This window comes from Sorangium sp. So ce406, assembly GCF_051474675.1.
Lineage (GTDB): Bacteria > Myxococcota_A > Polyangia > Polyangiales > Polyangiaceae > Sorangium > Sorangium cellulosum_G.
The window spans coordinates 2273435-2286235 of the sequence record NZ_CP150340.1; the positions used below are offsets into that span (position 1 = coordinate 2273435).

General features: G+C 72.1%; 11 protein-coding genes. 7 read left to right on the forward strand and 4 right to left on the reverse strand.

Annotated features, from left to right (window positions below; all coding sequences use genetic code 11):
* The first annotated feature begins 9 nt into the window (after positions 1-9).
* From lysS to WME96_RS08445, 3 genes are read left to right on the forward strand one after another with little or no spacing between them, the layout of a single operon-like run.
* Positions 10-1692, forward strand: coding sequence for a lysine--tRNA ligase (gene lysS, locus WME96_RS08435; protein ID WP_437292289.1), 1683 nt, complete (start codon positions 10-12; stop codon positions 1690-1692).
* Positions 1676-3403 (forward strand): FtsX-like permease family protein, encoded by a 1728-nt coding sequence (locus WME96_RS08440; RefSeq protein ID WP_437289649.1) that lies wholly within the window; start codon positions 1676-1678, stop codon positions 3401-3403. The genes lysS and WME96_RS08440 overlap by 17 nt, the downstream gene beginning before the upstream one ends.
* A 7-nt stretch (positions 3404-3410) precedes the next feature.
* Entirely contained in the window at positions 3411-4145 is a 735-nt protein-coding gene (locus WME96_RS08445; RefSeq protein ID WP_437289650.1) for an ABC transporter ATP-binding protein, read from the forward strand.
* Here WME96_RS08445 and WME96_RS08450 read toward each other — a convergent pair.
* The 3 genes from WME96_RS08450 to WME96_RS08460 form a co-directional block, all read right to left on the reverse strand.
* Positions 4134-6221, reverse strand: a complete 2088-nt coding sequence (locus WME96_RS08450; protein WP_437289651.1) for an FAD-dependent oxidoreductase — start codon at positions 6219-6221, stop codon at positions 4134-4136. The genes WME96_RS08445 and WME96_RS08450 overlap by 12 nt on opposite strands.
* 125 nt (positions 6222-6346) lie before the next feature.
* Entirely contained in the window at positions 6347-7390 is a 1044-nt protein-coding gene (locus WME96_RS08455) for an arginine N-succinyltransferase (protein WP_437289652.1), read from the reverse strand.
* Positions 7391-7538: 148 nt separating this feature from the next.
* Positions 7539-8315 (reverse strand): shikimate dehydrogenase, encoded by a 777-nt coding sequence (locus WME96_RS08460; RefSeq protein ID WP_437289653.1) that lies wholly within the window; start codon positions 8313-8315, stop codon positions 7539-7541.
* A gap of 116 nt (positions 8316-8431) precedes the next feature.
* On the opposite strand from WME96_RS08460, the gene lepB reads away from it, so the two are divergent.
* Positions 8432-9166, forward strand: coding sequence for a signal peptidase I (gene lepB / locus WME96_RS08465; protein ID WP_437289654.1), 735 nt, complete (start codon positions 8432-8434; stop codon positions 9164-9166).
* 13 nt (positions 9167-9179) lie between these two features.
* Here the strand turns inward: lepB and ftsH are convergent, their stop codons facing one another.
* The gene (ftsH, locus tag WME96_RS08470) at positions 9180-11000 is read right to left on the reverse strand and encodes an ATP-dependent zinc metalloprotease FtsH (protein ID WP_437289655.1); all 1821 of its coding nucleotides are present in this window, start codon (positions 10998-11000) and stop codon (positions 9180-9182) included.
* Positions 11001-11262: 262 nt separating this feature from the next.
* On the opposite strand from ftsH, the gene WME96_RS08475 reads away from it, so the two are divergent.
* From WME96_RS08475 to WME96_RS08485, 3 genes are all read left to right on the forward strand, one after another.
* On the forward strand, positions 11263-11757 hold the full coding sequence (locus WME96_RS08475; RefSeq protein ID WP_437289656.1) for a hypothetical protein: 495 nt from the start codon (positions 11263-11265) through the stop codon (positions 11755-11757).
* 84 nt (positions 11758-11841) lie between these two features.
* Positions 11842-12093, forward strand: coding sequence for a hypothetical protein (locus WME96_RS08480; RefSeq protein ID WP_061614075.1), 252 nt, complete (start codon positions 11842-11844; stop codon positions 12091-12093).
* A gap of 1 nt (position 12094) precedes the next feature.
* Positions 12095-12763 carry a sigma-70 family RNA polymerase sigma factor gene (locus tag WME96_RS08485; RefSeq protein WP_437289657.1) on the forward strand — a complete coding sequence of 223 codons (669 nt, stop codon included), beginning with the start codon at positions 12095-12097 and terminating at the stop codon, positions 12761-12763.
* The last annotated feature ends 38 nt before the right edge of the window (positions 12764-12801 follow it).

Sequence of the window (12801 nt, forward strand, 5' to 3'; positions counted from 1 at the left end):
GAGCGGCTCATGAAGGAAGCCGCCGAGGCCGCGCGCGCCGAGGAGACGCTGATCGCCACCCGCAAGGCGAAGGCGGCGCGCCTCCGCGCCCGTGGCGAGAACCCGTTCGCCAACGATGTCACCGCGGGCGAGCCGCTCACCGAGCTCGCCGCCGTCCGCGCCCGCTTCGACGGCGCGCGCGCCGCGGCCGAGCCCAGGCCGGAGGGCGCGGCGCCGGAGCGGACAGCCGCGCCGACGGCGGACCGCTACGATCCGGCGCGCGTCGAGCCGATCCCGTTCCGCGTCGCGGGCCGGGTCCTCTTCGTGCGCTCGTTCGGCGGCGTCACCTTCGTCCGGCTGCGCGACCGCACCGGCGAGCTCCAGCTCTACTGCGAGCAGGGGAGCCTCGCCGATTTCGAGCGGCTCGAGGACATCGATCTCGGCGATTTCGTCGAGGCCCACGGCGTCGCGATGGCGACGCAGAAGGGCGAGCTCTCGATCCGCGCCGAGCGCCTCCGGCTGCTCACCAAGGCCTACCGCCCGCTGCCGACCAAGACGAGCTTCAAGGACGTCGAGTCGCGCTACCGCATGCGGTACGTCGATCTCGTGGCCAACCCGCACGTCGCGGGGGTCTTCCGCGCCCGCACGGCGATCGTCGCCGCGCTCCGCGAGTTCCTCGACGCGCGCGGCTTCCTCGAGGTCGAGACCCCGACGATGCACACGCTCGTCGGCGGCGCGACCGCGAAGCCGTTCAAGACCCACCACAACGCGCTCGATCTCGAGCTGTTCATGCGCATCGCGCCCGAGCTCTTCCTGAAGCGGCTCGTGGTCGGCGGCTTCGAGCGCGTGTACGAGATCGCGCGCTGTTACCGGAACGAGGGGCTGTCGACGCGGCACAACCCCGAGTTCACGATGATCGAGTACTACCAGGCGTACGCGACGTACGAGACCCTGATGGACGCGACCGAGGCGATGCTCCGCCACGTCGATGCCCGCCTCGCCGAGCGGCTCCCGGTCGAGCACGCGGCGTGGGCCGCGCAGCGCCCGTTCTCGCTCGAGCGCTTCGCGCGCGTCCCGATGGCCGAGGGGATCGCCAGCGCACTCGCGAAGTCGGGCCTCCCGGCGGACGTCCCGCAGCGCGTCGCCGCGGACGACGCTCCGATCAAGGAGTGGGCGAAGGCCGCGAAGGCGAGCGGGCGCGAGATCGACTGGGCGAACTTCCGCGCGGGCGCGAAGAAGTGCGAGTCGCCCGGCGAGCTCGTCTTCTGCGCCTACGAGTACGTGGTCGAGCCGTTCCTGACGAGGGACTACCGCACCGAGTCGGGCGACAGGAGCGTCCCCGTCTTCATCATCGACTATCCCTTCGAGGTCTCCCCGCTCGCCCGCAAGAAGGACAGCGACCCTGCGCTGGTCGATCGCTTCGAGCTCTTCATCGACGGGCGCGAGCTCTGCAACGCCTTCAGCGAGCTCAACGATCCCGAGGACCAGGACGCGCGCTTCCGCGCGCAGGTCGCCAAGAAGTCGCGGGGCGAGGAGGAGACGATGGATTACGACGCCGACTACGTCCGCGCCCTGGAGCACGGCCTCCCGCCGACGGCGGGCTTCGGCATGGGGATCGATCGCCTGACGATGCTCCTCACCGGCGCGACGTCCATCCGTGACGTCATCCTGTTCCCCCTCCTGAGGCCTGAAGCGAGTGCCGCTGATACCTAAGCCCGTCTACATCGCCTTCCTCGTCGCGGTGGCCGTGGTGAGCGTGCTGCTCGTCATCCGCGGCGTCCGCCGCATGAAGACGAGCCTGCCGCGCGCGCTGTTCTGGTGGTTCGGCGGCCTGCTGGGCGTCTCGTTCGGCGTCCTCTCGACGATGGCGGCCCGCCTCCCGGTGACCCGCGGCTCCACGCCCTTCGTCCTCAAGAACGAGCTCGTCCGCTTCGGCGCGCTCGGCACCGGGGTCATCTTCCTGCTCATCTCGCTCGCGGCGCTGCTCCCGGTCATCCTCGACGCCCTGGAGCGGCGGAGCTTCGTCTCCTACGTGGGCGCGCGCCACGTCCGCGCCACGAAGAGCGGCTTCCTCACGGTCATCTCGGTGCTCTCGATGGCCGGCGTGGCGGTGAGCTCGTGCGCGCTCTGCTCGGTGACGAGCATCATGGGCGGCTTCGGCGCCGACCTGAAGCGCAAGATCCTGGGGAACAACGCGCACATCGTCATCGACGCGACCCGCCCCGGCGGGTTCGGCGACTGGGAGGACACGCTCACGGGGGTCCGCGTCGCGCTCGCCTCGCGCGGCGGCGCCGCGACGCCCGTCGTCGCGGGCGAGGCGATGGGCTCCAGCGCCTCGAACACGGCCGGCTCGCTCGTGCGCGGCATCGACCCCGACTCGATCAGCCAGGTCATCGATCTCGTCAACAACATCGAGGTCGGCAAGTTCGAGTACCTGCGCGATCCCGAGAAGCTGACGAGCTTGCCCCCCGAGGAGATCATCGGCCGGGGCCCCGGCGGGGAGCCCTACTTCAAGGGGCCCGATTTTCGCCAGCCGACGGACGTCGACCCGTCCGTGCGCGAGTACCTCAAGCAGCAGACGCGCGTGTACCCGGGCGTCATCATCGGCCGCGAGCTCGCGAAGTCGCTCCACGTGCTCGTCGGGGACGAGATCACGCTCCTCTCGCCCATGGGCGAGCTCGGCCCCACCGGCGTGATGCCGCGCTCCCGCAGGTTCCGCGTGGCGGCGATCTTCTACAGCGGCATGTACGAGTACGACGTCACGCACGCCTACGTGCTGATGGATGAGGCGCAGAAGTTCTTCAGCCTCGAGGGCAAGATCACGCACATCGACATCCGGGTCCCGGATCCCGAGCGGGTGCAGGAGGTGCGCCCGGCCGTCGAGGCCGCGGTCGCCGCGAGCGCTCCGGCGGCGGACGAGGTGCCCGACGGCGGCAAGCCGCCCCCGGTGCTCCGCGTCCGCGACTGGATGGAGATGAACAGGAACCTCTTCAGCGCGCTCAAGCTGGAGAAGATCGCGACGTTCATCATCCTGTCCATCGCCATCGCCGTCGCGAGCTTCTGCATCGTCTGCACGCTGCTCCTCATGGTGACGGAGAAGGGCAAGGAGATCGCGATCCTGAAGGCGCTCGGGGCCTCCGACAACGCCGTGATGCGCGTGTTCATGCTCGAGGGCATCATCATCGGCGCCATCGGCACGGTCTTCGGCGTCGGCACCGCGCTCGCGTGCTGCACGGGCCTGTCCTGGTTCGGCGTCCGGCTCGATCCGGACGTGTATTACATCGACCGGCTGCCCGTGAACGTGAACGGCTCCGACTATGCGATGGTCGCGGTGGCGGCGCTGATCATCTGCACCATCGCCACCCTCTACCCGGCCCGCGCCGCCTCGAAGCTCTCTCCGGTCGACGGGCTTCGTTACGAGTAATCATCCCATGTCCACTCCGCTCGTCGTCGTCGAAGATCTCCGCAAGACGTTCGTCCACATGGGGCGCGAGCTCCACGTGCTCTGCGGCATCGACATCGTCATCAACCAGGGCGAGGTCGTGGCGTTCGTGGGCCCCTCCGGCGCCGGCAAGAGCACGTTCCTCCACTGCATCGGCACGCTGGATCTCCCGACGAGCGGCCGCATCCGCCTCGGCAACGACGAGCTCACCGGCCTCCCGAGCTCGCGCCTCGCGGCGATCCGGAACCGGACGATCGGCTTCGTCTTCCAGTTCCACCACCTGCTCCCCGAGTTCAACGCGGTCGAGAACGTGATGATGCCGGGCCTCATCCAGGGGAAGACCCGCCGTGACATGGAGCCGCTCGCGCGCTCGCTCCTCGCCGAGGTCGGGCTCGCCGAGCGCGCCACGCACCGCCCTGGGGAGCTCTCCGGCGGCGAGCAGCAGCGGGTCGCCCTGGCGCGGGCGCTCGTCCTGTCGCCGAAGCTCCTCCTCGCCGACGAGCCGACCGGGAACCTCGACACCGCGACGAGCGACTCGATCCACCAGCTCTTCTTCGAGATGAACCGCAAGCACGGCACCACCATCGTCGTGGTGACGCACAACCTCAGCTTCGCCGAGTCGATGCCGCGCGTGGTGACCATGCGCGACGGCGCCATCGAGAGCGACCGTATCGGCAGCGAGCGCGCCGCGGCCATCGGCTATCGCGCCGGCTCAGCCGGATAGCCGCTCGCTCAGGAGCTCGGCCGCGCGCAGCGACATCGCCATGATGGTCATCTGCGGGTTCACGCCGAGCGACGAGGGGATCGCGCTCCCGTCGCACACGTAGAGCCCGGCGACGTCGTGCGCCTGGTGGTCCGGCCCGAGGCACGACGAGCGCGGGTCCACCCCGATACGGCACGTCCCGAGCGGGTGGAACGCCGCGATGTCGAGGTCCCCCGCCTTGATCGGCTGCGCCCTCAGCCGCTCCAGGTCACCCGGGCCGTTCACCTCGTCGCAGCCGGCGACGAGCGGCAGGACCCGCCGCGCCCCCGCGGCCAGGAACACCTCGCAGAGCAGCTCGATCCCGCGCTGCATCTTCGCGACGTCCTCCTGGTTCATCGTGTAGAGCACGAGCGGCGTGCCCCCGATCCCGGGCCTCACCTCTCCGCGGCTCGTGTCCTTGATCATGAACCCGAACGTCGCGAGGTGCGGATACTGCTCCATCAGCTCGGTGTAGCGGTGCCCCGTCCACGGCACGGCGAGCGCGGCGACGTCGAACGGGAGCGAGCCTCCCTCGAACATCAGCCCTTCGTCGGCGAAGTGGTCGATCTGGTAGCCCTGCGGGATGCCCTGCCACTGGTCGATCCGCTCGTCGAAGAGCGCCATCACCTTCGAGGCCGGGTGGATCGACAGGTTCTTCCCGAGCATCCCGCTCGACAGGCACGCGCCGCTCCGGCGCAGGAGCAGCGGCGTCATGAGCGCGCCCCCCGCCACGACGACGGCCTCCGCCCTGACCACGAGCCGCGGCCGCCGCCGTCCCGGCCTGGCCCGCCCGCCGCCGCTCCCGGCCCGCGTGTCGCCGCCGAGGACCGCCGTCGCCCCCCGCGCCCGCCCGGCCACGATGTCGATCGTCCTGACGCGCGCCGCGGTGATGAGCTGCGCCCCGCGCTTCAGCGCCTCGGGCACGTAGCTCACGTCGGTCGAGCGCTTCGCCCCGGTGGGGCAGCCGAAGCAGCAGATCCCCTGGCCGTCGCAGTCCGGCGCGTTCCGCTGGAGCGGCCCGTGCCGCAGGCCGAGCCGCTCCGCGCCGCGCCGGACGATCGGCCCGATCGCCCCGAGGTGCAGCGGGTCGGCCGGGGCGACCTGGAGCATGCGCTCGACGCGCTCGTAGTACGGCGCGAGCCCATCGGACGAGAACTCCGCGGGCAGCCCCATCCCGTCTCGCCACGACGCGAAGGTGGTCTCCGGAGCCCGGTAGCACGTGCCGGAGTTGATCACCGTGCTCCCGCCGACGGCCCGCCCCGCGAACACCGGGATGCTCACGTTGCCGACCGCCATGTCGAGCCCGTGATCGCGGTACATGTCCCGGTACGCGCGCGCGGGCCGTCCGGTGAAGCTCGCCCGCCGGTGGTAGTCGCCCTCCTCGAGCATGAGCACCGCGTGCCCACGCGACGCGAGCTCGTAGGCGGCGGCCGCCCCGCCGGCCCCGGTGCCGATCACGAGCACCTCGCACTCGAGCTCCAGGTCCTCCTCGACCTCGCGGCCGTCCGTCACCTGCGCCAGCCAGCGTGGCTCCTCGTTGCGCACCGTGGGCAGCTCGTAGCGGCAGCCGACGTGCTGGAACATCTCGGGCCGGTCGTAGTGGAGGAACCGGAGCGGCGTGAGCACCGCGCGGAGCAGCGAGCGCAGGGCCCGCGCGCGGCTCAGCTCGAAGCCGCGGAGCACCTCCATCCGCTCCTCCAGCGGCAGCGCCGACAGCGGCCTGAGCCGCGTTGGCACCGGGGCGAGCTCCATGGCCCACAGCGCCGCGCGCAGCCCCTGCGCGAGGTGCGGCGGGATTGACCCGAGCCAGCCCGCGAGGCGGCTGGCGGTGGCCGCGCCCGCGCCCTCGAGGAAACGCCCGGGCGGCATGGCCGCCTCGGCGAGCGCGGCGGCGATGCGCCGCTCCCGCTCCGAGAGCCCGGGCTCCGCGCCCGCGCCGCCCGCTGCCACCGACGCGCCCTCGGCGCCGCGCTCCTCCTGCTTCGCCGCCCCGGCCCGGAGCTCCCTTCGCTCCAGCGCGGGCAAGCGCCTGAAATCGAGGTCCAGTCCCAGGGCCATCGCCGTTCGAACCTCCTGCGAGACTTCTGTTAATTCTGTAGCAACAGAATCGTGACAATGCAAGGCGGCCTGAGCCGCGGGCGCCGCGCGTTCCGGACGAAGCGCGCGGGCGTCCCCGGCCGTGATCACGGCATGGGCAGGACCCAGATCGGCGCGAGGGGTTGCAGGTCGAGGTGCTGCCAGGCGTCCTCGGCGATCGCCAGGCCGCGCGCGCCCTCATCGCGGAAGCTCGCGGTGACCGCGCGGAAATAGGGGGCGTCGGGGCGCTCGAGCGCGACGATGCCCTTCGGGTCCGACGGGCCCGGCGCGAACGGGCGTCCCGCCTTCGCCCGGCGCGTGTCGCTCACGAGCGAGATCTCGTCCATGCGGGCGGTGAAGTGCGGCCCCCCGTCGAACGGATCGACGCGGTGGGCATAGCGGAAGCCGATGCGGCGCAGGAGCTTCTCGACCCCTCGAGTCTGCGCGCCCACCTTCCCGATCACGCGCTGCGCGTCCTCGGGCAGCAGCGAGGCGTAGAGGGTCCCTTCCGGGAAGAGCCCCTTGATGAACTCCTTGTTCTTCTTCGAGAGGAGGTCTGCCTCGGCATAGCTCATGTCGGTGAACTTGCGTCCGAGCGCCTCCCAGAGGTGGCTTGTCCCGTCCGGCTCGAGCGGGGGCATCAGCTCTGCGAGGATCTCTTCCTGGAAGAGCTCCGGACGCGCGGCCATGTAGAGGAAGCGAACATAGGAGATCATCGTGCCGAGCCGCTCCGGCCCTTGCCGGTAGCCCGGCATGAGCACGAGTCCGCCGATCTCCGTGGGGCCGTTGTACGAGTAGCCGATGCGCAGCACGGTGTGATGGAAGTGCTTGTCGATCGTGGCCGAGTACTTCTCCTCATCGAGCACGTCGAAGAAGATGTAAGGGACGCCGCGCCGCCCGAGCTGCGCGATGATCATCGACGTCCCGACGATCGTCCCCTTGCCGCCCTTCGTCAGGTCGACGAGCACGAAGACGTATTGGCGTAGGCGCGGGTCCTGGATCGCCCCGCTGAAGCTCTTGTGGCTCTCGGCGACGATCTCGTGGATTGCGTCACGGTTGTTCGGCAGGTTGACCGAGTTCAGGTGGCGCGCGACATCGAGGAGCTGCTCCTCGTCGCCGGTCACGGCTGCGCGAATTTCGAACGAGATCATCGGCAGAAGCCTACGCGTGGCGCACGCCGTTGGCCATTACCCCGGGGCGGCGCGCGGGGCGCGCGCGGCGTACAACAGAGGTCGCCTCGCGCTCGCCGGCCGCGGATCTGGCTCGGACAGCGCGGCGCGGCCGCAGGCGGCGCGCGAGTCAGCCGAGCTGAGCGCGCAGCGCCTCGTCCATGGCGTCGAGCGGCGGCTCCCGCCCCGTGTACAGCCGGAACTGCTCCGCCGCCTGGTGGAGGAGCATCCTCCCGCCGTGAACCGCGGTCGCGCCGCGCCGCCGCGCCGCCTCCACGAGCTCCGTGATCATCGGCTTGTACACGATGTCCATGACCAGCAGATCCTCCCGCAGCGCCTCCTCCGGGACAGGGCTCCGTGGGTCGACCTCGGCCATGCCGCGCGAGGTGGCGTTGACGAGGATGCCGTGCTCGGGCGAGAGCGCCGCGCCGTTGAGGGGCGCCGCCGTCCCGCCGACCGCCGCGGCGAGCTGCCGCGCCTTCTCGATGTCGCGGTTCGCGATCGTGACCGCCGCGCCGCGCTCCGCGAGCCCGAACGCGACCGCGCGCGCCGCGCCGCCGGCCCCGAGGAGCAGCACCCGCGCGCCCCCGAGCTGCGTCACCTCCTCGAGCGCCCGCACCGCGCCGATCCAGTCGGTGTTGTAGCCCCGGAGCCGCCCCTCGTCGTTGACGATGGTGTTCACCGCGCCGATCCGCGCGGCCACGGGGTCGATCTCGTCAAGGAGCGGAATTACCGCCTGCTTGTAGGGCATCGACACACCGAGGCCGCGGATTCCGAGCGCCCGCATCCCGCGCGTCGCGCCTTCAACATCGGTCACCGCAAAAGGGATATAGGTAAAATCGAGCCCCAGCGCGCGGTAGCCGGCGAGGTGCATCGCGGCCCCTGTCGATACCGGATGACGCGACATTGATCCGCAGAGTGTGAGGCGGCCCAGACCCTGGGAGAATGGTGCAGTCGATGAAGTACAGCGGTGCATGCGGCGAAGCTGGCCTGTCTCGAGCGCGGATGCTAGCCCCGCCGGAGATGAGCGAGCCCGGCTCCCCCCGGCCCGCGGCGGAGGTCGCGACAGCGTGCCTCCAGCCCGACAAGGCCGATCTGTTCATTCCTCGATCCGATCGCGCGTTCGCGCGGCGCGCCTACCAGACGGTCGCGCCGCTCGCGCGCAGCCTCCTCAAGGTCGTCGCGGCGCTCGTGATCCTCACGATGGGCCGCTCGACGCTCGCGGACCAGTACCACGTGCCCACCGGCTCGATGTGGCCGACGATCGCGCCGGGCGACCGTATCCTGGTCGACAAGGTCGCCTACGGGCTCCGCGTCCCGCTCGTGGATGGCTACGTGCTCGAGCGCAGCGGGCCCCGCGCCGGCGACGTCGTGCTCTTCGCGGATCCGCGCGGCGGCTCCACCCTCCTCGTCAAGCGGGTGATCGCGCTCCCCGGCCAGACGGTGATGCTCCGGGCAGGCGTGCTGTACGTCGACGGCGCGGCGCAGCCGACCGAGCAGCTCGGGGACGGCACGCGGGTGGAGCACCTCGGCCGGGTCACGCACGCCGCGGGCGAGCCCGACTTCGCCGCGTTCGGCCCGGTCGTGGTGCCAGCGGACCACCTCTTCGTGATGGGCGACAACCGCGCCGCGTCGCTCGACAGCCGGGTGATGGGCGCGGTGCCGCGGGAGCTCCTCCGCGGCCGCGTGCTCCGGGTCGTCTACCACCACGACGCCGCGGGCTTCGATCTGTCCCGCGCCCTGCTGAGCGTCGACTGAGCGCCCGCGCTCGCTACGCCCCGCCGTTTGCCATCATCGCCCTGAGCTCGTCGCCGCTCAGCGTCTCGACCTCGTGGAGCCGCGCGGCGATGCGCTCGAGCGTCGCGCGGTGCCCGTGGATCATCGCCCGCGCCCGCGCCTCCGCGTCCGCGAGGATGCGCGCGACCTCCGCGTCGACCTCGCGCGCGGTCGCGTCGCTGCACTCCCGCGCCCCCGCGCCGGGCGGCGCGCCCCGCGCCTCGTCGAGGAACGACAGCGGCCGGCGCGGGTCCAGCGCCGAGAGCCCCACCCCGCGGCCCATCCCGAGCTCGCGCACCATGCGCCGCGCGAGATCCATCGCGTTCATGAGGTCGTCCTGCGCGCCGGTCGACAGATCCCCGACGGCCTCTTCCTCGGCGACGCGCCCCCCGAGCAGCACGACCAGCCGGTCGAGGATCTCCTGTCGGCTCCACAGGTAACGGTCCTCGCGCGGCTGCTGCATCGTGTACCCCAGCGCCGCCGGCCCGCGCGGCACCACGGATACCTTGCGCACCGGGTCCTGCGTCGGCAGCAGCGTGGCCGTCAGCGCGTGCCCCACCTCGTGGTAGGCGACCACCCGCTTCTCGCGCGCGCCGAGCCGCCTCCCGCGCCGCTCGAGCCCCGCGATCCCGCGCTCGATCGCGGCCTCCAGGTCGCCCTGCGCCACCGCGCTCGCCCTGCGCCGCGCCGCGAGCAGCGCCGCCTCGTTGACGATGTTCGCGAGATCGGCGCCGACGAGCCCGGCGGTCTGCGCGGCCATGGCGTCCAGATCCACGCCCGGATCGAGGACCACCTTCCTCCCGTGCACCGCGAGGATCTCCCTCCGCTCGGTGAGATCGGGCCTGTCGATGTGCACCCGGCGGTCGAACCGCCCCGCCCTGAGCAGCGCCGGATCGAGGATCTCGGCGCGGTTCGTCGCGGCGATCACGACGATCGCGGCGCGCGCGTCGAACCCGTCCATCTCGGTCAGGAGCTGGTTGAGCGTCTGCTCGCGCTCGTCGTTGCCGCCGACCGAGCCGCCCGGCCCCCGGGCCTTTCCGACCGCGTCGAGCTCGTCGATGAACACGATGCACGGCCCCCGCTCGCGCGCCTGGGCGAAGAGATCGCGGACGCGCGCGGCGCCGACGCCGACGAACATCTCCACGAACTCCGACCCGCACGCGCTGAAGAAGGGCACGCCCGCCTCTCCCGCGATCGCCCGCGCGAGCAGCGTCTTGCCCGTGCCGGGCAGGCCCACGAGGAGCACCCCCCTGGGCATTCGGCCGCCGAGCTTCTCGTAGCGGTCGGGCGCCTTGAGGAAGTCGACGACCTCGCCGAGCTCGGCCTTCGCCTCGGCGCTGCCGGCGACGTCGCGGAACGTCGCCGTCGACCCCCGCTCCTCGTGGAGCCGCGCCCTGTTCTTGCCGAACGTCGTCGCGGCGGTCGGGACGTTCCCCGCCGCGGTCGTCCGGCGCGACGCGAGGTGGATCAGCGCGATCAGGCCGGCGAGCGGCAGCACGAGCCAGAGGTGCGGCAAGAGCCCTCGTTCGTCCGCGACGCGCGTGTACGGGATGCGGCGTCGGTCGAGGTCGACGAGCAGATCCTTCTCGGTCTGCTCGATGCGCCCCGTGCGGTAGCTCCGCTGCGCGTGCGTGCTCAGGTCGGGCACCGTTCGCCCGATGTACACGTCGCCCTGGATCTCGATCTCGGCGAGCTCTCCGCTCTCCGCGAGCGCGCGAAAGCGCGCGTATGGAATGCGCCTGTCGGACGCGACCACCACCTGAAGCAGCAGCGCCGCGCCGAGCACCAGGACGAGAACAATCCAGACAGACCGCATGTGCCCGCCTCCGCGCGGACAGGCGACCTCGCCGGCAAGCCGGGCCTGCCGCCTCCGTTCGCCCTGCACGGAGCCTGCCAAGAGCGGCTCGTGCACCTCCGGGGCAACTCCGGAGCAGGGCGAGCAGGCGGCGGTTCGCTCGTCTTCACAGCTTCACATTCACAGCTCCACAGCACGGCTCCACAGCGCCGAGCGCGCCCGGCGCGGCATGGACGCCCGGCGCGAACCGATCAATTCTCGTCGCATGGGGAGAGCTCTTGTCTTGATCACTGGTCCTGTATCGATGGTGCTGCTCGGGTGCGCGGGGGCTCCGCCGCCTCCGGCCGAGCAGCCCGCGCCCGCGCCGCAGGAGGAGCCCGCGCCGCCCGTGGAGCCCACGCCAGCGGCCGCCCTGAGCGACGACGCGCCGGGAGCGGAGCCCGCCGCGGCGCCGCCGGCGGCGCCGCGGCGCGACGACTCCGTGCCTGACGACTATGCGCTCATGCACGGCGATTGCGTGGAGCTCGGCAAGCAGCTCACGGTGCTCACGCGCACGGAGCAGGCCGCGGCGCTGAGCGCCAAGCTCACGGCGGAGCAGCGCGGCGAGACCGAGAAGAAGATCGACGCGGTCGCGGCCAAGCTGGGCGAGCAGTACTCGCAGATGTGCGAGCAGAACGTCGGCATGCACGTCGATCCCAGGTCGCTCAAGTGCGCCTTCGACGCGCGGACCGTCAAGGCGTTCGAGGACTGCCTCAACGGGTCGCCGCCGGCCAGGTGAGGCGCCCGCGGCGGCGCGCGCCGAGCGCGCGCCGGCTGCGCGCGAGATGACGGCGCGCCCGGTGCAGATATAATGGCCGCCAGCATGGACGCCTCGCTCCTCGATGACCCCTGGATCGCCGCTCAGGTCGACGCCGCCGTGGCGCCTTACGTGGGCCGCCTGCCGGCGCACGAGGTCGCGTGGATGCGCGAGCAGCTCGCGGAGGTCCTGGTGCACGACGAGGAGGCGAGCCGCCTGCTCCGGCGCGCGCATCCGCGCGAGGTCGACGAGAGCGGCGAGCGGGCGTTCGGGGTGCTCGGCGCCGCGGGCCGCGCCAGGGCGACGAAGGCGGGATAGCGTGCGCGCTCCGGAAGACCGGCTGGTCGCCGAGGGGATCCACCTTCTCGACCTGGTCGCGAAGCGCATCGCGCGCCGCCTGGGTCGCCGCATCCCGGTCGAGGACCTCGTCGCGCTCGGGCACCCGGCGCTGCTCGATGTGGCGCGGACGTACGACCCGAGCCGGTCCACGTTCGAGGCGTACGCCAAGCGGAAGATCCGGTGGGCGATCTTCGACGGCATCCGGCGGGAGACGCGCTGGCGCTCCGCGGCCGCGCGCGCGAGCGCGCTCGCCGCGTCGGCGCGGTTCGCGGAGGGGCGCGGCCCGGACGACGACGCCGACGCGCCCGCCACGCAGGAGGCCTACGCCGCGCGGCTCAGCGGCCTCCTGGCCGGGCACGCCGCCGCGATGGCGCTCGGCCTGGTCTCGGCCCACGGCGACGTCGCCGCCGTCCCCGACGCCGCGGACAGCCCCGAGGAGTGCGCCTCGCGCGCCCAGCTCGCGCAGGTCGTGCGCGACGCCGTCCGCGAGCTCCCCGAGCGCGAGCGCGCCCTCGTGGAGCGCCACTACTTCGACGGCGAGCGCTTCGACCAGATCGCGCAGGATCTCGGGATCAGCAAGAGCTGGGCGAGCCGGCTGCACAGCCAGGCCATCGAGCGCCTCGGCGATCGGCTCCGCGCGGCGCGCTGATCGCGCCGCAGGCGCCGGCGTCCCACGCGCGATGACGG